General features: G+C 47.2%; 18 protein-coding genes. All 18 read left to right on the forward strand.

Translation table 11 applies throughout. The features are described from left to right. Positions 1–22 precede the first annotated feature (22 nt). Positions 23–1,366 (forward strand): HEAT repeat domain-containing protein, encoded by a 1,344-nt coding sequence (locus tag PJI16_10310; GenBank protein ID MDT3777949.1) that lies wholly within the window; start codon positions 23–25, stop codon positions 1,364–1,366. 71 nt (positions 1,367–1,437) lie between these two features. After that, a complete protein-coding gene (locus tag PJI16_10315) occupies positions 1,438–3,447 on the forward strand; it encodes a DUF255 domain-containing protein (GenBank protein ID MDT3777950.1) in 2,010 nt (669 codons plus the stop codon). Between the two features lie 301 nt (positions 3,448–3,748). Next, on the forward strand, positions 3,749–4,543 hold the full coding sequence (locus PJI16_10320; protein ID MDT3777951.1) for a carboxypeptidase-like regulatory domain-containing protein: 795 nt from the start codon (positions 3,749–3,751) through the stop codon (positions 4,541–4,543). A gap of 185 nt (positions 4,544–4,728) precedes the next feature. Further along, entirely contained in the window at positions 4,729–5,706 is a 978-nt protein-coding gene (locus PJI16_10325) for a methyltransferase (protein ID MDT3777952.1), read from the forward strand. A 22-nt stretch (positions 5,707–5,728) separates the two neighbouring features. After that, complete coding sequence (locus PJI16_10330; protein ID MDT3777953.1) at positions 5,729–6,454, forward strand: DUF420 domain-containing protein; 726 nt, start codon at positions 5,729–5,731, stop codon at positions 6,452–6,454. Positions 6,455–6,461: 7 nt separating this feature from the next. Beyond that, positions 6,462–6,941, forward strand: coding sequence for a PCP reductase family protein (locus tag PJI16_10335; GenBank protein ID MDT3777954.1), 480 nt, complete (start codon positions 6,462–6,464; stop codon positions 6,939–6,941). A gap of 66 nt (positions 6,942–7,007) precedes the next feature. Beyond that, positions 7,008–8,081, forward strand: a complete 1,074-nt coding sequence (locus PJI16_10340) for a hypothetical protein (protein ID MDT3777955.1) — start codon at positions 7,008–7,010, stop codon at positions 8,079–8,081. 1 nt (position 8,082) lies between these two features. Next, positions 8,083–9,954 (forward strand): cytochrome ubiquinol oxidase subunit I, encoded by a 1,872-nt coding sequence (locus PJI16_10345; GenBank protein ID MDT3777956.1) that lies wholly within the window; start codon positions 8,083–8,085, stop codon positions 9,952–9,954. Next, positions 9,954–10,688: a DUF3047 domain-containing protein gene (locus PJI16_10350; GenBank protein ID MDT3777957.1), complete on the forward strand. Its 735-nt coding sequence runs from the start codon at positions 9,954–9,956 to the stop codon at positions 10,686–10,688. The genes PJI16_10345 and PJI16_10350 overlap by 1 nt, the downstream gene beginning before the upstream one ends. A 10-nt stretch (positions 10,689–10,698) precedes the next feature. Further along, on the forward strand, positions 10,699–11,073 hold the full coding sequence (locus PJI16_10355; GenBank protein ID MDT3777958.1) for a hypothetical protein: 375 nt from the start codon (positions 10,699–10,701) through the stop codon (positions 11,071–11,073). Positions 11,074–11,123: 50 nt separating this feature from the next. Next, positions 11,124–12,044 carry an SUMF1/EgtB/PvdO family nonheme iron enzyme gene (locus PJI16_10360; protein ID MDT3777959.1) on the forward strand — a complete coding sequence of 307 codons (921 nt, stop codon included), beginning with the start codon at positions 11,124–11,126 and terminating at the stop codon, positions 12,042–12,044. Positions 12,045–12,129: 85 nt separating this feature from the next. After that, positions 12,130–13,002: a formylglycine-generating enzyme family protein gene (locus PJI16_10365; GenBank protein MDT3777960.1), complete on the forward strand. Its 873-nt coding sequence runs from the start codon at positions 12,130–12,132 to the stop codon at positions 13,000–13,002. 688 nt (positions 13,003–13,690) lie between these two features. Next, positions 13,691–15,658 carry a cytochrome ubiquinol oxidase subunit I gene (locus tag PJI16_10370; protein MDT3777961.1) on the forward strand — a complete coding sequence of 656 codons (1,968 nt, stop codon included), beginning with the start codon at positions 13,691–13,693 and terminating at the stop codon, positions 15,656–15,658. 66 nt (positions 15,659–15,724) lie between these two features. Further along, on the forward strand, positions 15,725–17,038 hold the full coding sequence (locus PJI16_10375; protein MDT3777962.1) for a nitric oxide reductase: 1,314 nt from the start codon (positions 15,725–15,727) through the stop codon (positions 17,036–17,038). Positions 17,039–17,254: 216 nt separating this feature from the next. Then, positions 17,255–18,052 carry a cytochrome c gene (locus PJI16_10380; protein ID MDT3777963.1) on the forward strand — a complete coding sequence of 266 codons (798 nt, stop codon included), beginning with the start codon at positions 17,255–17,257 and terminating at the stop codon, positions 18,050–18,052. Positions 18,053–18,065: 13 nt separating this feature from the next. After that, positions 18,066–19,940 carry a c-type cytochrome gene (locus PJI16_10385; GenBank protein MDT3777964.1) on the forward strand — a complete coding sequence of 625 codons (1,875 nt, stop codon included), beginning with the start codon at positions 18,066–18,068 and terminating at the stop codon, positions 19,938–19,940. Between the two features lie 63 nt (positions 19,941–20,003). After that, positions 20,004–20,624 carry a molybdenum cofactor guanylyltransferase gene (locus PJI16_10390; GenBank protein ID MDT3777965.1) on the forward strand — a complete coding sequence of 207 codons (621 nt, stop codon included), beginning with the start codon at positions 20,004–20,006 and terminating at the stop codon, positions 20,622–20,624. A gap of 388 nt (positions 20,625–21,012) precedes the next feature. Then, positions 21,013–21,708 carry a glycosyltransferase family 9 protein gene (locus PJI16_10395; GenBank protein MDT3777966.1) on the forward strand — a complete coding sequence of 232 codons (696 nt, stop codon included), beginning with the start codon at positions 21,013–21,015 and terminating at the stop codon, positions 21,706–21,708. Positions 21,709–21,715: the final 7 nt, after the last annotated feature.

Here is a 21,715-nt window from a genome sequence, read left to right on the forward strand (position 1 = left end):
AGATGGGGGTAAATAAAAAAGGATGAATCGTTATAATGCAATGTTTTTTCTGGGAGTCCTGTGGATTTTCTCAGGTTCGGTTTGGGCGGAAGAGGCACAGGAGGAAACGGTTGTTCAGGTGCAAAAAGCCTATGAGCAGGGTCTTTTTCAGCAGGTCGTTGACCTCGTTAAGCCATTAGAAAAAGAGTTCTCTTCCCCCTCGCAAGTTTCTCGCCTGTACATTCTTGCCTTGGCTAACCTGGGAAAAACTCCTGAAGCCATTGAAACCTATGATAAAGAGGTTGGCGTAACCAAGCGGGAAGATGAGCCTTTGCTACGGCAGATGGCCATTGCCAGTATATTGCCTCTCCGTTCCGATATGCGGGAGCAAATGCGAGGGGCCGCCTATACCGCGTTAAAGGAAATCGAATCTGATAATGCCGTGGAATATTTGGAAAAAGGCTTAACTGATGAAAACGGCATGGTGAGAACATTGGTGGCAGAAGCTTTAGGGCAAAGAAAAGCCGGACTGCGTTCCAAGGTGTTTCGTGAGGCATTGAACGACGAGGCCGGTTTGGTACGGGCAACCGTTCTGGGTGGACTTGGACAATCTGGAGACGTGAGTCTGGTGCCATTGATTGAACCATCGTTAAACGATGAGCAGCATCTTGTCCAAATTGCCGCAGCAAGAGCATTATATCAGTTAGGTCACAAGCAATATTGGGCTCGTTTGGAGCAAGGTGCGAAAAGCGAGGAAGGGTATGAACGGGGGGCAGCTATCCGTGCCTTTGGCGAATTAGGGGATCGTCGGGCAATACCAATATTGGAAAAAACTATTTCTGACTCACAGCCTTCGATCCGTGCCGCGGCTATTGCATCCCTAGGGAAATTGAAGGCTCCTGAATCCCTACCGACTTTGAAAGCAATGTTGTTTGATCGTATTCCTGCGGTACGGAGTGTGGCGGCTTTTAGCATGGGGTATTACGAACAACATCAAGTGTTAACACCGTTAACCAGAGCCTTGGCCGATTCCAATTCCGGTGTGCAGGCGGCGGCCGTGGCGTCATTGCTAAAGTCAGGAGCGCCTTATTCAGTAGTTAGGAATACCGTCCAGCATCTTCTCAATGACCAAAATCCGGCCATACGGTCCGGTGCAGTCAAGGCGCTTGGAAATGGGAAAGGTCAGGATGTCCTCAATGCTCTCATGTTGGCTCTCAATGATCCGTTGCCTCGTCCCAGAATTGGGGCTTCGCGCGCACTGGGTCGTATTGGCGACCGCACTCTCTTACCGACTTTGAAGCGCACACTTCGAGATACTGATGAAGCGGTGCGGGTGACCGCCGCCGCCGCCATTGTGAGGATTTTGGATAAGGAGATCGGTATTTAACCAGTTTGGTTGTTGCCCTATAAGCGGTCTTCCTGAAGATGGACAGGTACGACCAGATAAAGGGTGTTCACATGTTCCTCCAACTTGTGCGGTTCATTGGGAAATGCACCCCTTTGGGCCAATTCTGGCGCACGATCATCAAGTTCGCATTCGTCTCGGTGACTGAGGTGCGGAATGACTTATGCCGTATCCAGGGAGGTTGCAGATTATGGATGCTGGCCGGATTCGGTGCATGGCTTCTCGTCAGTCCCGTTCATGCTGAAATACGGCCTCATAGTGAGTCTATCGACCATCCAATTATTCAATGGCATGAATGGGGAAATGAAGCGTTCGAACGTGCGCAAGCCGAAGACAAATTAATTATTTTGGATCTAACCGCCGTATGGTGTCATGCCTGCCATGTGATGGATCAGACGACTTACGCTAACCCTCGTATCGTACAGTTGCTCAACACCAAATTTATTCCTGTTCGGGTCGATACGGATCAGCGCCCAGATTTGGATGCTCGTTATCGAGCGGGAGGGTGGCCGACGACCAACGTCCTTCTGCCGACCGGAGAAATTCTTTTTCAGGCGAACGCCTTGGGTTCTGAGGAAATGGAAACCATGCTCCTTGAGGTGCAGTCTATTTATGTCGCCGACAAAGGTGAGTTGCTCAAGCAGGCCTCTCATTTATGGGAGCGGGTAAACGAGAAGGTGAAGAACGATTCTTCCAGAGGGAATGAGCTTCAGGCGTCTATGGCAAAGCAAAGTGTGGCTATGATGAGAGCTCAATTTGACGCTGTCAATGGAGGGTTTCGGGATGCCCCTAAATTCTTCGAACCGGAAGCCATCCAAATGGTTTTTGCCTATGGCTTCTTTGAGGAGGATCCTGAGCTACTCAAGATAGGATTGGATACCTTAAAAAGACAAGTGCGCTTACTTGATCCGGTTTGGGGAGGATTTTACCGCTATGCCGAACAAGCAGATTGGAGTCAACCGCATTTTGAAAAGATGTTGTCGATTCAAGCTCTGAATCTTCGCAACTATGTTGAAGCCTTCCAACTCACCGGGGATCTTCAATTTAAACGCGTCGCCCTGGCGCTCATTGAATATGTTTCGCGGTTTTTAACCGATTCGCAAACGGGGTTATTGTATGAAAGCCAAGATGCCGACGTTCTGGGAACTGAAGGGGAAGCTTTCATGCCTGGAGCCGAGTACTATTCTCTCAATGAGAGCAAACGATTGGCCGTCGGTATCCCATATGTGGACCAACGAGTTTTTACGGGGAGTAATGCATTGATGGCTTGGGCCTATTTGCATGCCTCATTGGTATTGGAAAAATTCGAAATAGGGAACATGGCTCTTCAGATGTTGAGCCGATTGTATGAGAAGCGTTTTGACATGGAAAAGGGGCTTGCTCATGTTGAGACGGGAGGGGTTCCAAGCCTTTACGGTTTATTGTCTGATCATGTGCTCTTTGGTCAAGCGTTACTTGAGGCCTTTAAAGTGACAGGGCAATCTCAGTATTTACAAAAGGCTGAAGCCCTCGCCGATGTAAGCCGGCGGTTATTGCACGATTCGGAGAATGGGGGATTTTTTGATCATCCACAGACGTCTGGTAAATTAGGTCTTCTGAAGTTCCCAGCTAAACCGGTGAAGGGAAATCTTCAAGCCGCCATTTGGTACCTCGATCTTTTTCATCTGACGGGGAAGCAACCATATCGTTTTCTGGCTGAGAATGCCTTGCAGGCCATGGTCATGTCCCGGGAGCCACTCCCCCTCGCATTGTCCGGATTGGCTATCGATCAATGGTTTCGGATCCCTATTCATATTGCGGTGGTAGGAGATTTTGACGATGCCATGACCAAAACCCTATTGGTGGAAGGTCAGCGAATGTTTTGCCCTGGAAAAATTGTGAAAAGTTTTGACTCCAAGGAGGGACCGCCGAAATGGGGTGACATTATTTTTCCCTATGAGGAACGACCTGTCGCGTTTGTCTGTACTGACCGGATGTGTTCGGCTCCGGTCTTTCATGCAGAGGACATGAAAAAGAGTGTGGCCGACATGGTGGCCCTACTCAGGGACCCTGTACAAAAATGATGCGAGTGTGTTCAGGTGCCCGGTTACCATACCATTGATTTTTAGGGAAAATATTGTCTGTTCAAACTTTTCAAGTTTCCGCGAACTAAAAGGCCTAATGGTTAGCACAAAGGACCTAGTTCTTGTTGGGTTTCTTGACACGTTTTTTTTATTCCTGATATATACGGAAGTGGGTGCTGTCGGACGATCCATTTCAAGATCAGCTTTTTTATACCTGGCCGGGGTAAAAGGGGTTGATCTCATCAAGTTAGGTTGTTTTCCCACGTCAACTCAATTTCATTCTTAACTAGGAGGAAGAATCATGAGGAACCGTCAGTCTTTAACTATGTCTTTTTTAGTGGGCTGCATGCTTATTGCTGCCCCATTAGTCGCCCAGGCGGGGGGAACTATTAAAGGGAAAGTCACGTTTGCCGGAGAAGTACCCCCACCGAAAGAATTTGCCTTCTCAAAATTTCCCAATGTGGAGTTTTGCAAAAAAAATGAGAGCAAAAGTGCGGATGGAGAGACTCGATTGCTGAAGGAAGTAGAAGTAGATGGAAGCAAGGGTTTAAAGAATGCGGTGGTGGCGGTTACGGATATTCAAGACAAAGCATTCTTAGGCAAAGCCGACAAGGAAGCTCCGCAATTGGTGGAGGCTGAATTGTGTGAGTTTAAGCCATATACCGGTGTGGCCGTCAGTAAAGGACTGTTTAAGGTAGTCAATAATGATGCCGATCCCAGCGACCCTAAGTCGGCGGAAGGTGTGTTGCACAATCCTCATAGCTTTGATCAATTAGGTGCCAAGTCCAGCACCGAGTTCAATATCGGTCTGGCCAAAAAAGGTGATTCTTTAGAAAAAAGCGTCAAATTAAAAATGTCGAAAAAGGGGTCTGTGTTGCGGTTGCAATGTGACCAACATGAATTTATGCAGGGCTGGTATTTGCCGGTGACCAATGCGCATTATAGTGTGGCCGGTGCCGACGGAACCTTTGAAATCAAGGACGTGCCTGCTGGTAAGCACAAAGTGAAGGCCTGGCATCCTATTGCCGGGGAAGTGGAAGCCGATGTGGATGTGAAGGACGGGGGAACCGTCGAAGCGAATTTCGAGATTAAATAAGTCTCTTTCGATTGAGGCATAGCTCTTCTGTCAAGGGCAACTAGCCACGGGCTAGTTGCCCTTGTTTTTTGTGAGAACCTTAGACGATTTTTCTGATCGTGCAGCATTTGACCTCGCAAAATGACCCCGTTAAGATCGACATCGAAAATGATTTTTCATGTTGCCAGTTGAGTTTGAGGCCCCATGTGATTCGTGAATCATCTCTCGCAGATATTTTTCAGATAGGCTACTACTGGGAAACCAAAATTCTCCTTACCGCTGTGAAGCTGGATCTTTTTACCGCACTCAAGGGACAGTCGCTCACGGTTAATGAGGTTGCCGATTCTCTGAAGCTCAATCCACGGGCCTTGGAGTTGGTGATGAACGCCTTAGTGGCGATGCGTGTGTTAACGAAAGAAGAGAAGTTGTATGCCAATACTCCTGTGGCTGAACGACATTTGGTGCAATCAAGCTCAGAGTATGTAGGGCATTTATTACTGTTGCATGATGCGGAGTGGAGTCATTGGGGACAGCTAGAACAGACAGTAAGAACCGGACGGTCACCGGTAACCCAACATGTGTTTGAAACCAACCCGGAATTGGGGGCCCATGTGCTTACCGTCTTGGATCGGATCGGGCAGGGAAGCGGGCAGGGATTGGCGAAAAGTGTCCCCATTCATGGAGCGGTGCGAATGCTGGATGTTGGCGGTGGGGCAGGAACCAATGCCATTGCCTTTTGCCTGGAACATCCCGGATTGTCCGCCACGGTTTTCGATCTTCCACAAACACTGAAGGTAACTAAACAACATGTCGAGCGTGCGGGATTAGCGGATCGTATTCACTTGCAAAGCGGCAACTTTCATGTTGATGCATTTCAGGGATCGTATGATCTTGCCCTCATGTCGGATATTCTTCATTATCAGGATGGCAAAACCAATGCGGAATTGGTGAAAAAAGTCTATGCCTGTCTGAGTGAGGGTGGAAGACTGATCATTAAAGACCGGTTTTTGGATCAGACCAAAACGAGTCCTGCTTGGACGACAGCCTTTGCTGTTCATATCCTGGTGAATACCGAATGTGGCGAATGCTTTACGATTCAGGAAAGTCGCCAATGGATGGATCAAGCCGGGTTTCGAATCGTGGAAGAATTAGAACCGCGTGCCATGATTCAAGGCACCAAATAACAGAAGGGCATGGCACAAAATTATGGATGAAATGGCGGTATGGCTGAGAGAACCCGGATTTTTCGGCACCCATGCCACGGTTGGAGCGGATGTGAGCCAACTCATGGCGACGTTCTTTACGGCATTGTTTATTGTCGGATGGATTCAGGCGAGGCAGCACAACAATGATCGGCACCATTGGCTGATGTTCGGTGGGATGATTGCCATGCTCGCCTTCTTTATCAGCTATTATTTGTTTCGCAGTCTGGGTGTCCTGGCTTTTGAGGGAAAGGAAGGCTTTGGCGGACCTCAATGGTTATATGACCAGGTGTTTGTCCCTGTCTTGACCCTTCATATTCTCCTGGTCGTGATCGGCCTCGTGATGGCCATTTATATGATGGTGTTGGGGTTCCGGTCACAGACTTTCGTGGAAGGGAAGCGGGTTTTGAAGGATGCGATATTAAAGACTTCCGGGAGACGTATTGCGATGATCCTGGGAGGGGTGACCACCATTGTCCTCCTATTTTTCCTGTCACGGGTCATGACCTCTGGATTTTCCATGGGAAAATTCAGTGTGTATCTTGGTCTTATTCTTCTCATTGCATTGGTGTTTGGCATTGAAATATCTATCCAGCGGATTTGGCCAAATGGGGCCAGACGGCATCGAGTGCTTGGACGATTCACCATGGTGATTTACTGTGTCTTGTTCGTAACGGGAACGTTCACCTACACGATGCTCTACATCCTCTATCCAGGAAAAATTGGGTAGGCTGTTCATGCAATGCGGTTGTGATTATTTCTTGCGGCTCATGGATATTGAAGAGTTGCCCTCCGATTCTGTGTTTGCCAAATTTCATTGCGATCGGTGTGAATTTTCTCTCGGGGCCGAAGGAAGTGCCAAGGAATTGGATTCTATGGTCCCTCACACTTTATGGTCAGATGAGGCTTTATATCAGTTGAGCCGGCTTCCTCCCTATTTACTTCCCCTTGTTCGGGAAGAGGTGGAGGAGTTTGCCTCTACCAGGGGGCAAAGGGTTGTGACGGTTTCCCGAGTTGGGTCGGCGCGGAATAAGGGGATGGTAGAGTGGAGCCCGGACGCAGAGCGCCGTATCAATAATGTTCCGTCAGGAATTCGGGCAATGGCGAGAATTGAATTGGAGCGTACAGCTTTGGATCGCGGGATGCCTGCGGTCACGGTTGCACTCATGGAAGAGGTGAAAGCCCGTTATTTTGGTATGGCGGCAGGGCGCGGATGAAACGCCTTGTGAGCGAATTAGCGAAAACGATTAATCTCTGGAAATCTCTTTAAAGCGAGTAACGATATGTTGCATCGACTTTCCCTTCGTGTTCTTCCGCAATTGAATGCCTTAGTAACGGATCAACCCGTTCGCAAGCGGAAACGTTTGGTGATGCTGGCTCCCGGCTTAGTGGCCTTTGGGATCTATCACCTTCTCAAGCCTGTCTTGCCGTTTGCCGATCCGTTGGTGCTTCTGGCATTCACCGGCTGTATTTGTATGCTTACCGCCATCTGGTCCTATCGACAGGGACGTGGAGTCTCTCTCATGGAATCCTGGCGCGAAGACGGGGTAAAGCAGTGGGTCTGGTTGGTGGGATGGATTGGTCTAGTCTATGGGATTCAATTATCCCTTTTGGTTTTGGCGATTCTTCAAGTTTTTGTGGCCTATGATTTTTTGCTCCATCCGGAAGGTCCAGCCATGATGGCAACCATCATTTCATGCACGTCTGTCACCCGGGATGCCTTTGAAATCGGGCATGTGCAACGGATGAGGCAACAAGGGGTTGTCGTCCCAACCTTTCCTGACGGAGAGGCATTACGAAAATGGATTCCGCAGGAAATAGGAAACATTGTGAAATGGAGCGCGTTGGCAACCATGATAGGGATAGCCGGTTCGTGGCTCCTGTTCACTGTGGGGCCGATTGAACTGCAACCCATCCTTCAATCATTGCTTGTTCCCGTTATGATCGCCTCCATCGGAATGAAGACGTTTTTCAGCGGGGAATCGTTATATGCTCAAAATACACAGGGAAGTAGGCCACGAACCTGGCTGTCATCCCTTTGGTTTTGGATGTGGCCAAATCTGACCTTTTCAGCGACGTATTTTCTGGTTCTCATGGGGATGGCCGCCTTTGTCTTGCGGGTGGAGCAGATTTCCCAAGTAGGATTTATGGGGATAGCCGCCTGTACCGCCATGGTGATGGCGCTGTATACCCTCTTTCTTGGTTGGCGCAAATCCTATGAAGAACAGCTTGTCGGCATTCCTGAATCCATACAACGGTGTCCCTTTGTGATGGGGATACTCCAAAATTCTAAATCCTCAGAACCTCTTCCTTCCCTCGCTGATGCCAAAGTCGGGCATGGCAATTTGGTGAATTAAATTGAAAAATCTTTTCAAACCATTATTGAGTGTGCTGTTCATCTTTCTCATGCAGTCCGGAATTGCGTTGGGTATGGATGCTTATTCCTTACCGGCAACTGATGGGCAGGCAAGCCAGGATATTTTCTACAAAACTCCCGGAACGATTGAGGGTCCATCTGTCGCGGAGACCCACCAGGATTATTCAGCTTATCCTCTCGTGGATAACCGGTTGGTGGTCTGGTTTGTGACTCAGCAACACACCTACTTTGGGGGATTTGTCTTATCAATTCCCCTATTTTGTCTATTATTGGAATTCATAGGAATTACTCGAAAGCAGCCGGCATCCCAACAGAAGTTCGATGGACTGGCTCGTGATATTTTGCGCGTGGCCCTGTTGTCCTTGTCCATTACCGCTTTATTAGGCTGTCTCATGCTCATAACCTTTGTGACTCTTTACCCTGGGTTTATGAGTTACATGGGGTCGACGTTTAAGCCCGTCATGCCGGTGTATGCCACGGTGTTTGTGAGTGAAGCATTCCTGTTGGCCCTCTATTATTACACCTGGGATTTTCTCAAGACTCCGGCGGCAAAGTGGGTCCATATGACTCTTGGAGTTCTTTCAAACGCAACCGGAGTGGTTTTACTGTTGTTAGCCAATTCATGGGCTTCGTTTATGATGGCACCAGCCGGAGTTGATGCCGAAGGGCACTTTTTAGGAAATGTGTGGCATCTTTTGCATTCTCCATTATGGAATCCACTGAACACGCATCGCTTTTTGGCGGATATTATGTCAGGTGGCGCCGTGGTCGTCGCCTATGCGACCTACCGGTATTTCATGGCAAAAACCCCTGAGGATCGGGCGTATTATGATTGGGTTGGGCATGTCTTTATTGTGGTTGTGGTCTGTGCGCTCCTGCCCATGCCACTTGCAGGCTACTGGTTGATGCGCTCTGTGTTTGAGTTTCGGCAAACTATGGGCATGGCCATGATGGGGGGAATGTTGTCGTGGCTGTTTGTGCTTCAAGCTATTATGGTTGGTGTCTTGTTTTTGGGAATTAATTATTACATCTGGCAATCATTGGCCCGCCTTCAGGGTGGTGAGCGCTTTCATCCACATTTTAAGGCCATTCTCTTTACATTGATGGTGTGTTTTCTCGTGTGGTTTACCCCGCACACCATTGCGATGAGTGGGAGTGAGATGAAAGCCATGGGCGGGCAACAGCATCCGGTGCTTGGGAATTATGGGGTCATGTCCGCAAAGAATGGTGCGGTTAATGTCATGATCTGTTTAACCGCACTGAGTTACATTCTGTATCGGCGAGCCAATTATGTGATGACAGTACCGTGGGCATCCAAGGGAAATATTTTTCTTGTGGGGTTGTTCCTCATGGGGATTGCCAATATTGTGTGGTTGGCTATTTACGGATTTTATATTCCGGCAAATGTCCGCGTGGGCCTTTCTTACCCTCAAGGGATGACGACCGCGACTCTAGTGGTTGGTGGGTTATTGTTGAATCGGTTGTTATTGCGTGGCGCTCACATGAACGGGCCTGTGCATTGGGGACGAATTACCCCGCGTGGGATTGTGGCATTGTTTGTTGTGGCTGCCGCCTTTACCTGGGTAATGGGGTTGATGGGGTATATACGGTCCGTTGGCCGATTGGAGTGGCATATTTCCGAAATAATGCCGGATCAATCCTCGTGGGCATTTACCCCTTCTCTGGGATTTGCAGCAAAAATGGTCACCCTCAATATGATTGTTTTTTGGTCTTCAGTCTTTTTCGTGTTTTGGCTTAGCCGACGGGATCAACAAGTGGTAGAGCGGCGAACGGCTGAATTTGCAAGGCCTTCTCCGGTGATTCAGGTTATTTCAGAAGAGGAATCCGCATAATGAAAGTTTATCATGGGCAATACAATAATTTAGGAAATGTGAAGCGAGTCCGTGCAAGGTCTTCTTTTTTGGCCTGTTTAATCGTGAGTATTTTAGTATATGGAAGTGGTGCCGCATGGGCCCAAGAGGTTTCGAACACAGGGTCTTCCAGTAGTTCGATGGTGTTGGAGGATTTTCAGCATCCTGATGCTAAAGGATTTCCCGTGGGATGGGAAGCGCAGCGGAGTACGGTCACTGCCCATGAAACCTATACGATTCAGGAAGAGGATGGGACTTTTTTCCTTTCGGCAAAAGACGCCAATCAACGAGTTTATACCAAGCACATGACGTGGGACCCGAAGCAGCACCCTATTCTGACCTGGCGTTGGCGGATTCAGACGGTTCCCGATAACGCCGATTTCCTGGCCGCAATCTACCCGTCATTGGATGTTGACTTGATGTTTATTCCCGTGAATACGAAATATGTGTGGAGTGCAACGCTTCCGGTAGGGTCAGTCAAAGAGGGTGGCATGTTTAGCTCCACGGAAATTGTCATTCGTAGTGGGACTGAATCCCTTGGGACGTGGGTTGAGGAGCGGGTTAATGTATATGAAGATTTTCTGAGGATTCATGATCATGAGCCGGCTCCACATGCCTGGGGTATTTCTTTGTTAGGAGGGCCGGGAGTGGAAGTGGACTTTGGGTCCATTCAGGTTCAGGCTGAATCATCCAAAGGTGAGCTTGTGCGTGAATGAAGAGTGAAAAGTGAAGATAACTCCAGCTAAAATTTTTGATGTCCTCCTTGGAGTCCTGGGATTAGGGACAGTGGGCCTCTTGATCGGGGTCTTCATGGGAGATGGGTGGCTTCCTGTTGCGTTAGCATTGGGAGCCATTCTTGGGGCCGGAGTGGGCTTGGTAGGCGGACGAGGATTTTTTTTGAGTATTTTTATCGGAACCATTTTAGGTGGTTTGTTGACATTAGGAGTGAGTGGAACCGAGGCTGTGACGGTTGGCGCAGCCTCGGGTGCGGCAATGGGTGGATTTTTGGGAATTTGGATTTCGATGCTTATAGAGACGTGGCGACAACGGAATCAAACCGTTCCTGAGTGCGATAAGCATCCTAATCATTTACAACCGTAATCAATCTGAATCATCGAGGTGAGTGTGTCAAAGCGAGAGGCAAGGTAGTCATGGAAAATCAGCGGGTACTCATCGGCTCAATTTTATTTGTATTCGGCTCATTTATCATGATGATCGTGATGTTGATTTATATGACTTATAAAGGGAAGGCTGATTTGGCGGAATTGTCGGCCGGCCAACCGGCCAACGTCAGGGTCTTGCAGCCAATGCCCACACAAGATTTTTCCATGTATAAAACGTTTGTCGGGGATGATGGCCGGGAAATGGTCGAAATTCCTGAAGGGCCGTTTACCATGGGCATTGAGGATGGGGATCCCGATGAAGGGCCATCGCATCCGGTGTATCTCCAAACGTTTTATATCGACCTTAAAGAAGTCACACAAGCAGATTATGATCGGTATATCAAGATGACGAAACGGGACAAACCTAAGGTGCCGGTCTTTGAAGATGATGTCTCCAAGCTGGTCGGTCTCGATTATCCGGTGGTGGCTGTGACCTGGAACGATGCCTTTGGGTATTGTCAGTGGGCTGGGAAGCGGTTGCCGACCGAAGCGGAGTGGGAAAAGGCGGCCAGGGGAGAAGGGAAGCGGCGTTATCCTTGGGGGGAAAAATTCGAATATCAGTTTGCCAATGTTGATGGGAAGGAAGATGGCTTTCAGTATTTAGCTCCTGTGGGATCCTTTGAGGTAGGGAGAAGCCCTTTCGGACTCTATGATGCCACCGGCAATGTAGCCGAGTGGGTCATGGATAGTTATGCTGCTGACTATTATCAACAGGCCCCATATCGGGATCCCCCAGGACCAAAAGTCGAAGATGAGAATAAAGTCATTCGTGGGGGCTCTTGGCGAGAATCTCGTATCGGCGCCAGGGTTACCAAGCGTTTTGCAGCTAAAATGTGGAGGAACGATGCCAGTGTTGGATTTCGGTGCGCAAAAGATCCTCCGGCCACTGAGACTCCTCAATCCTCCTAAGCGGTAAGCAGGCTCCTCGCCGGCGTGAATAATCGCCCATGGTTTCTCGAAATAGGACACATTGACGGATAAGGAATAGGGAGACATGGACGGTCGATTTAAATTAATTTTTCTGATTGCGGTCCTGTTTATGACTGGCCTGCCATTATTAGGGATTTTGAAAGGGACCGACACTCCCCCAAGTCTCCAGGACCCAACTCCCCAATCAATGCCTTCTTCAGCATTGGAGCCGTCCACAGAATCGATGGTTCCTGATCCTGACATAGGGAATGAGATGGTTGAGATACCTGCAGGGGAATTCATTCTTGGCAGTAATGAAGGCGGATTTAATGAAAAGCCTGCCCACGTCGCTAATTTAGGGACGTACTGGATTGATCGATATGAAGTCACCTATAAACGGTATATGGAATTTGTGGAAGCTACAGGCCATCGGCAACCTGGCCCGCCATCTCGTTATGCCGCAAAGCTCGGACTGTTAAGAGGGCCTTATCAGCCGATTACCTATGTGTCATGGAGCGATGCGAATGACTATTGTCAGTGGAAAGGCAAGCGTCTCCCTACCGAACAGGAATGGGAAAAAGCTATGCGAGGGACAGATGGACGCACCTGGCCGTGGGGTGATGGGTTGACCGGACATCCTGCCAATTTTGCAGGGGAGGGCGATGGGTTTGAAGTATCGGCTCCAGTAGGTTCGTTTCCCCTTGATCAAAGTGTATTCGGGGTCTTTGACGGGGCAGGAAATGTTATGGAATGGACGGATAATTGGTACGTGGAGGATCTATATCTACAGAAAGATTCAGTTTCGCAAGAAAATAATCGGCCAACCTCGACTTACAAGACAATGAGAGGAAGTGGGTATACGAGCCGAGGCGTAGATCTCCGAATCACCAATAGGAGTTTTATGGTTCCTGATTTTCGAGATGAGACAATTGGTTTCAGATGTGCACGTTCAAATTAATGACAATAAAGGTGACGAAATTCTGTTGAGGAAAATCAAAAAAATTAAAGAAAATCAAAATAGTAGAGGATGAGAAAGACGGCAAGCAGAATATTGACAACCATTCCGGCCAAAACTATAATGTCGAACACTTTTGCATTTGTACGCATGTGCAATCCCTCTTTTTACGTGATCAATAAATGTTTGAATAGCACGAAAAATTATATTATGTCAATGAAGTTTATTAGGGAAAATCATTTAAGATTCAGTTTCGAATTAAGCACAGGGAGGAATTGAAATGGGTGATTCGACGGCTGTCATAAGAGAGTCAACGGAGTTAGAGACTAAAATTGGAAAAGCGATTTTTTATGTAACCTGCTCGGTAAGCCTTTGGTTTTTCTATTGGTTTTCAGGCATTCAGTGCCCCTGCTAAAAAAGCATGATTTCCAATAAGACAATCAATTATTTAATACTCTTAGACGCAAGGAGGGGCGCATGCAGACAGCTCTGTATGTAATAGTTTCATTGGTTATTTGTTTTGTGTATTTTCAGGCACTGGATTATGTACTGATGGACGCTCAGGGGTTGGACTATTTCTACATGTTCAGATAGTCGTAAGAATGGAAATATTTAAGATTCACATTCATGACGAATTTTAGGTAAATTTGATGGGTTTAAACACAACACGTTTTCACAAGGAGGTAGGTCAATGGGTCGCCTGTTCAATCAAATGACCCGGGGGAAGAAAAAGTTGTTCGCCGTTTCGGCCCTGATGGTAATGGGCGGTCTGCTTTTGCTGCCAATTTTCCTGTCAGTCTCAGCTGTGGCGAGTGGTGGCGGGGCACCAGCAGGTGGTCCTCCACCAGATGTCGTTGCCGCACAAAAGGCGGGAGAGGAAGGCGAGGCGGAAAAGGTGGAGATGGGCCGTGACATTTATTACAAGACGGAAGGTCCAGCCATTGGAGAGGGCGCACCGGTAACGGCCGACAACGAAACTTTTTATCCTCGGTATAACTTCGAGAGTCGTGTCCTCCTTTGGGTAGCCAACCAGCAGCATCTTTACTACGGTAGCTTTGTGTTGGCGGTTCCAATCTTTTGTATGTGTATCGAATTTGCCGGTATGGTGAGCAAAGATAAGGCTATGGCCAAGAAGTATGACCAATTGGCTTATGATTTTATCAAGATCAGTCTGACGGCCTATTCTTTAACTGCGATCCTGGGTGGGATCCTGATCTTTACCTTCCTGACTCTTTATCCTGCCTTTTTTGGATACTTATCTAGTATTTTCCGTCCGGTCATGCACATTTATGCATTAACATTCGTGGCGGAAAGTGCAACCCTCTACATTTATTACTACGGATGGGACAAGATGAGGGAAGGGGTCCTGAAGTGGGTTCATCTCAGCATGTCGGTGATTCTGAATGTGATTGGAACGGTGCTGATGTTCCTCGCTAATTCATGGATTGCGTTTATGATGTCCCCGGCTGGAGTTGATGAGCAGGGGAGATATCTTGGAAATATTTGGCATGTAATTCATACGGCCCTTTGGAATCCTTTGAATGTTCATAGGATTCTTGGGAACATGGCATTTGGTGGTGGTGTGGTAGCTGCCTATGCTGCCTATCGCTTCCTTTCATCAAAAACGGATGAAGAGCGTGCTCATTATGACTGGATGGGCTATATCGCAATGAGTTTAGGTGTGGCGTTTTTAATTCCGCTACCCTTTGCCGGATATTGGTTGATGCGGGAGGTGTATGCCTACCGTCAGCAGATGGGAATTACCTTAATGGGTGGGTTGCTGGCTTGGTTATTTATTATTCAAGCCACCATGATTGGAATTCTATTCCTCACCACCAATTATTACCTGTGGCAAGCTCTTGGCCGTATGACGGGTGGAGAGCGTTTCCAAAGGTATATTAAATATCTCGTGTTTATCTTAGTGGTTGGGCTTCTGGTGTTTATTACGCCGCACACGATCGTGATGTCTCCCGCGGAATTGAAAGCGATGGGCGGGCAGCAGCATCCGGTCCTCGGAAATTATGGTGTCATGTCTGCCAAAAATGGTGGAATTAACGCCATTATCATGACAACCATTCTGAGTTTTATTTGGTACCAGCGAGGGAACAGGGTCCCCACAGTTAGCTGGGCTAAGTTTGGTAATATTTTTATGGGCTGTTTTTTTGTCATAGCACAGCTAAATAATGTTTGGTTGGCTTGTTATGGGTACTTTATACCTGCAAACGTACGAATCGGTTTGTCTGTGCCTCAGGTGGCGGGAACCTTGTCTTGTCTGCTCTTAATGACCCCGCTCAACCTGGCGATGTTGAAAAATGGAAGACAATTGGGGCCGATCAGATGGGGCCAAATTCCACCACGTTCACAATATGCGATCATCATGTTGGCCACAGCATTCACGTGGATGATGGGATTAATGGGGTATATCCGTTCTTCGGTGCGATTATTCTGGCACGTGAATGAAGTAATGCGGGATAATTCTCCATGGGCCTATACCCATACAATTGGTTTTGCGGCAAACGTTATTTCGTTTAATGTGCTGTTTTTCTGGATCAGTATAATGTTTGTCTTTTGGCTTGGCACACTAGGTGCTAAAAAAATACCGGTTCCTTCGCCTGCAGGGCAGCCAGTTCCATCTCCTCAATCTGCAACTGGTCATTAACGAAAAATACAATTACAAACAATCGTGGGGCTGCATTAGGCAGCCCCCAAGTTGGAGGATTGCACTGTGGTTGAGTTATTGGGACGGGCGATAGGAATGGGTTGGCCAGTATTACTGATGCTGGTTGGGCTATTGCTGTATTTCCAGGCAACTATTTCGGATCCTGAAAAAAAGAAAAGGGCAAGTTTTCAGACCATAATTGGAATTTTTTGTGCTTTTTTAGCGTTTATCGCTATTTCCAATTATACCCATAATTTTGAAGGGGAAAGTCGGTTGCTGCCGGTTTCCCTTGTCATGATCACTATCATGTCTTTTATTATGGGTCTCTATTTTCCGAATATCAGTGCCCTAATGAAAATTGGAGGGTTCATGTTTTTTGTGGCGGCCGCGCTTTCCGGGTACGGAAATTGGCTGCCTCAGGTCGAGGGCGGATTCCCTCCACCGGTCGTGAAGTTAGACTTCCAAAGTATGTCACCGCAACAACTTGGTGATGAAGGGGAAAAAATTATATTTGGTGGGATTGGGCAAAGTAAAACCCAAGGAGCCATAGGGAAAGGCCAGTGCCCGTTGTGTCATGGGTTCCAACAGGGATTTTTAAGTGAACGGGCACCTAATTTATTTGGAATTCCTGAAAGATCTGAAGAAAGATTAAAAGAGCCAAATTACCATATGAATAATGCCGCTGCTCGAACTACTGAACAAAAGGAAGCTTTTGAAGGATCGGGGACGGCTACAAATGCTCAGGAATACATTGCTGAGTCACATGCATGCCCGAGTTGTTTTGTAGTAACGGGATTTGGGGTCAAAGGATCAAATGATACCGTAAGTCCCATGCCTAAGATTCATAAACCACCGATATCTTTAACAATCGGCGAAATGGCAGCAGTGGATACCTGGATGTATACGAGGGAAGGAAAAGAAGCTCCTGCTTATGATGTGATTGCTACCTCATATGAAAAGTTCATTCCAGAAGCCGATCGCCCCTCTGCGGGTGGAGAAGAAGAAGCTGGTGGTGGTGGTGGGAATCTTTTAGCTGACGGGAGCGAGCCTTACGACAAGCTCTTTATGAAAGCCGGTTGTCCTGCCTGTCATACCATTCCCGGGATTGAAGGAGCCACGGGAAAAGTTGGTCCTCTTCTCATGGAGGGATCAAATGCTCCCAATCGGATTAAAGATCCCAACTATAAGGGTAAAGCAAAATCTCCTAAGGAGTACATTACTGAATCGATATTAGACCCAAGTGCCTACGTGGTAAAAGATTTTCCTGACGATCAAATGCCAAAGGACTTTGGTGTAAGGCTCACAGGCGGTGCACTTAGTAAGATGGTCGATTACTTGGCGCAATTAAAAGAAGGCCAACCTTTACCTCCAAAAGAATAAGAAATATTAATTTAGGGTATAACCCTTTATAAGGAGTAAGGAAGAATGACGTGGCTTAAATTAGTTGAAGGCTACATGCCGATGCAGATGATTTCCGAGTTGGCGATCTGCATCCTTGTGTTTTCTATTATTAATTACTCTCTCAAGAGAGCAGGCATGGGATTGCCAAAGTTTTGGGCAGGAATCTTTGTCTGGTGTTTCGTGAATTTGTTTTATTTGAAATATCGAATTTACCCACCAATACCATTTAGTGTGCGGGCTATTTATGGCACCGTGGCCGCTTGCGGTATTTTTATGTGGGTTTCGGGGTCACAGCAGGAATGGGAAGAATTCAAGCGCCCAATTATCAATGTGTTGGACGCAAAAACGGGTTTGACCAAGTTCGTTCGTACGGCCCTATTGATTTTATTACCTATTGGACTCTGGGGATTTGCCTACAACTCCTTCCTGCCAAGTTTTGATGAACCCATTGAGCTAAGAACTGTGCATCCGGCCCCACCGGCCACAACTAAAGTTCATGGAAAAACATATGTATTACAAACCGCAGCTAATCCTTTTCGTATCAATACTGAAGGGAAATACGATCAGGCATACAGCAACGCTCATATCGTCAGCCAGGATATGGGGCGATTAATGAAGGATGTGAAAAATCCGGAAGATAACCCCTGGGATCCCAATGCGAAAGGCTACATCAAACATGTTCGTGAGGGGGGGGAGATCTTTTTTCAAAATTGCCATTTTTGCCATGGGGATAATTTAAATGGCCGGGGTCTTTGGGCATTCGCGTTTAATCCAATACCTGCCAATTTTACGGATGCAGGAACCATCGCTCAGCTACAAGAAACCTTTGTTTTCTGGAGGGTTGCTAAAGGTGGAATTGGTCTTCCTGGTGAGGGGTTCCCATGGGCATCAGTTATGCCACCGTGGGAACAGCATTTAACCGTTGATGAAATATGGAAAGTCATCATGTTTGAATACTGGCACACCGGGTATTACCCGCGGACTTGGGAATAAGGAGGACGCGGACATGAATGGTAATAAATCCCAAAATGGACTTTTTGAAAAGAGGATGGTCATGAACGAAACGACGACACCGGCCGAATATGGAAGGAGGGGTTTAGGAGCCTGGCTTCTGAGTTGCGGTCTCCTGATTGGTAGCCTAGGCCTAGCAACCACCTCCCACGCGGAAATGGCGGAAGGATTTGCCGAAGGGAGTCGCCCCGCCCCGCCATCTGCGGAACAGGTTGAAGCAGGGAAGCGAGTGTATTTCACCAAATGTGTATGGTGTCATGGGGTTGAGGGGGCTGGTGACGGACCCGGAGCCGATCGATTATGGCCGCGTCCACGGAATTTTAATGCAGGGACATTTAAAATCCGACATACCGCGAGCGGTGAATTGCCCCTAATAGACGTGGATTTATTTCAAACCGTTACCCATGGATTGCCTGGTTCGGCCATGCCGTCATGGGAGGGTATTTTGACCGAAGATCAACGCAGAGATGTATTGGCTTTTGTGACAACTGAGTTAGTCAAGGATCGTAGTTGGCAGGATACGGAATTTGAAGAATTCCATGTATTGCAATTGGATAAAATTCAACCGGTTGCTCCCTCGGCTGAATCAATCAAACGCGGTTCGGAGTTAGTAAAAGAAATGAAATGTATAGAATGCCATGGGGTAGAAGGTCGGGGAGATGGGAATGCCTTTAATCTCAAAGATGACTGGGGCTTTTCCATTCAACCTGCGGATTGGCATAAATGCTGGAATTTCAGAGGCAGCCGACAAGATGCCTATAATGTAAAAAACATTTTCCGGACATTTTCCACAGGGGTAAGTGGAACGCCGATGCCATCTTTTGCAGATAATACTACTGTAGAGGACAGGTGGCATATTGCCAATTACGTCAATCATCTTTGTGAACGTGATGTTGATGTGGATATTGCCGGAGGTAATGTGACGGATGAAATCGCTGCGGCTTTACTAGCGGCAAAGCCCAGGGGAATTGATCCTCTTACGGATAAACCCAAAGTTGATTTCGTGGTTCCTTCTAAGTTTGTCGAAGGAGAGTTGCCGGCTGACGAACATGATGAACGTTGGAAACTGGTTGACCGTCGCATTGTAGCCATGGGAGGGCAGATCACCCATAAACCAAGAAACTTTGTGACAAGAATTGACGATGTGTGGGTTCAATCCTTGTACAATGAAACCCATATCTCATTTATGTTCCGTTGGGATGACCGGACCAAGAGTGTGCAGCAAGATAGCGTTGACTGGGAACCCTATGAGGTAAATCTTGGAGATTACGGTATAGAAGAACAGGCACCAGGAGGATCAAAATTTGCCGATGATCCTGAACACCCTGAATCGATTGCCGCGAAACAAACGGCCTATCAAGTGTTTAATGACGGGCTGGCTTTTCAGTTCCCAATAAAATGGCAGGAATTGCCTGCGCCAAGAAAGCCTAGATATTTCTGGGGAGATGAGGGATTTCCCGTGGACATCGCCAAATGGACGGCTGATGGAGAATTGAAAGCGTACCAAGGTGAAGGTTGGGATGTTGATTTCGAAGATCGTGACGATTTCACCGAAGAACTGAAAACTGTGAAAGCTGAATGGAAAGATGGACGATGGACGGTTATCATAACGCGCCCACTCAAGGGTGACTATGAGGAAGATGCTTACATTGAATTGGGAAAATATATTCCTATTAATTTCTTTGTTTGGGATGGTCACAATGGGGATGTCGGGCGAAAGATGGCAGTCTCCGCTTTCTATTATCTGGTGTTAGAGCCACCCATAGAAAAAGAAACATATATTTACCCAACACTGGCCGCCATTGGGTTGGTCCTTGTTGAAGGGTGGATTTTGACCCGACGCGCTAATCGTCGTAAGGGTAAAGTCTAAGGAAAATGTGAACTTCGGAAATATCCGAAAAATGAAGGGGGTGGGCAACCACCCCCTTTTTTTATGACCAATATTAAAAAATTTACAAATATTTCCGGTGTAGTCTTAGCAGGCGGGAAAAGCCGGAGGATGGGGAAAGATAAGAGAATCCTCGAATGGGAGGGGGTTAAATTTCTCGATAAAGTTTGCCTCACCCTCGTAGAATTATTTGATGAAATCATTGTGGTGACTGCCATTGAAGATTACCCTTGCGGACACCTCCCTGTTAGATCAGTGACCGACGCCATTCCTCATACAGGTTCCTTAGGGGGCATGTTTACCGGGATCAAGGAGGCCTCTCATTCTTCTGTATTTGTAGTGGCCTGTGATATGCCATTTTTAAATCCATCGGTTATTTCAAGACTCTGCGCTTTACCTGATAATGATGTGGTGATGGCCAATCTTTCAACCGGATATCAACCTCTTCATGCACGATATTCCAAACGTTGCTCCCTCATAATGGAGAGGATGATTCAGGACGGGAATCTTCGAATTCATAGCCTGATTCAGGACTCATCTCTCTCGGTCCAAATCGTTGAGGAATCTTTATTCGATGATATCGATCCTCATGGGTATTCTTTTTTGAATATTAATACTCCCTTTGATTTTGAATTCGCTAGAAAAGCTGCTTCTCATCTGAAATAATAGTATGCCTCTCTCCCACCACAATTTATTGATTATTCATCCTGGAGCATTAGGGGATGGGTTATTAGCTCTGCCTGCTCTTCGGATATTGCAGATTAGATTTCCTGACCATCGTCTAATTTGGTTTGGTCATAAGGAATTGGGTGAGGTACTTATGCATACGCAGGAGGTTCATCAGGCCTATTCTTTTGATAGACTGGAATTTTTGGCATATCGTGTGGAAAATGACTCCCTTCAAGAGAATTTTCTGTCGATTCTCCGTCGTTGCGATAGAGCCATTTGTTGGTTAGAGGACACAGACGGAATTTGGCTAAGTTGGTTGAAGACCGCGGGAATTCCAAACTGTATTCTTCGGTCCCCTCGTGACCCGACATTGATAAATAAACATATGGTTGATCGGTATGTTGAAATACTTCAACCTTGGGCTAGGACGACAGAGGTCCGGAGTGACATAGGAGCACATGAGAGGCCTGCACGGCATCTTGTTTTCCACAAATCACTCTCGTTAAGAGTCCATTCTCCCATCAAGGAGCCACTTATTGTTCTTCATGTTGGAAGCGGGTGTCGATATAAATGTGCCTCTCCGATGTTTTGGGCGAGTATTGTAAATGGCCTGATGAGGACGAATCCGAAACGGAAGATTTGTCTTGTAGGAGGACCCGCAGATATTGACTCTCTTCGAAATGTGCAAGGGTTACTGACTGACATTGAGTATGCCACTCTTACCGGAATGGATCTGCTTCAGGTCGCAAAATATTTACAATATGCCCAAATATTTATTGGGCATGATTCTGGACTTTCGCATTTCGCTGCAAGCTTTGGCATTTCTTCCGTATTGTTGTTTGGGCCAACCGATCCGGCAAAATGGGCGCCGCAGGGAGCTCATGTAACCATTATACGAAAATCCTGTCATTGCATTGGTAAGACGTCCATTGCTGGTTGTATGGATAGACAATGTCTTTCTGTTTCTCCACTTGAAGTCCTCGGAAAGGTTGAAGAGGTATTATGTGGAGTGAAGACAGCCGTAAATTACCCAGCCTTTGAGTGCGTTGATGAAGACTTAACTGTGCCTTGCCTTGGTTAGAATGCTG

Source organism: Nitrospira sp. MA-1, from assembly GCA_032139905.1.
GTDB lineage: Bacteria > Nitrospirota > Nitrospiria > Nitrospirales > UBA8639 > Nitrospira_E.

Bases quoted from the DNA above. Each gene is read 5' to 3' on its own strand.
- PJI16_10310 (MDT3777949.1), top strand. From the start codon at position 23: ATGAATCGTTATAATGCAATGTTTTTTCTGGGAGTCCTGTGGATTTTC.
- PJI16_10315 (MDT3777950.1), top strand. From the start codon at position 1,438: ATGTTCCTCCAACTTGTGCGGTTCATTGGGAAATGCACCCCTTTGGGC.
- PJI16_10320 (MDT3777951.1), top strand. From the start codon at position 3,749: ATGAGGAACCGTCAGTCTTTAACTATGTCTTTTTTAGTGGGCTGCATG.
- PJI16_10330 (MDT3777953.1), top strand. From the start codon at position 5,729: ATGGATGAAATGGCGGTATGGCTGAGAGAACCCGGATTTTTCGGCACC.
- PJI16_10335 (MDT3777954.1), top strand. From the start codon at position 6,462: ATGCAATGCGGTTGTGATTATTTCTTGCGGCTCATGGATATTGAAGAG.
- PJI16_10340 (MDT3777955.1), top strand. From the start codon at position 7,008: ATGTTGCATCGACTTTCCCTTCGTGTTCTTCCGCAATTGAATGCCTTA.
- PJI16_10350 (MDT3777957.1), top strand. From the start codon at position 9,954: ATGAAAGTTTATCATGGGCAATACAATAATTTAGGAAATGTGAAGCGA.
- PJI16_10360 (MDT3777959.1), top strand. From the start codon at position 11,124: ATGGAAAATCAGCGGGTACTCATCGGCTCAATTTTATTTGTATTCGGC.
- PJI16_10365 (MDT3777960.1), top strand. From the start codon at position 12,130: ATGGACGGTCGATTTAAATTAATTTTTCTGATTGCGGTCCTGTTTATG.
- PJI16_10370 (MDT3777961.1), top strand. From the start codon at position 13,691: ATGGGTCGCCTGTTCAATCAAATGACCCGGGGGAAGAAAAAGTTGTTC.
- PJI16_10385 (MDT3777964.1), top strand. From the start codon at position 18,066: ATGAATGGTAATAAATCCCAAAATGGACTTTTTGAAAAGAGGATGGTC.
- PJI16_10390 (MDT3777965.1), top strand. From the start codon at position 20,004: ATGACCAATATTAAAAAATTTACAAATATTTCCGGTGTAGTCTTAGCA.
- PJI16_10395 (MDT3777966.1), top strand. From the start codon at position 21,013: ATGGTTGATCGGTATGTTGAAATACTTCAACCTTGGGCTAGGACGACA.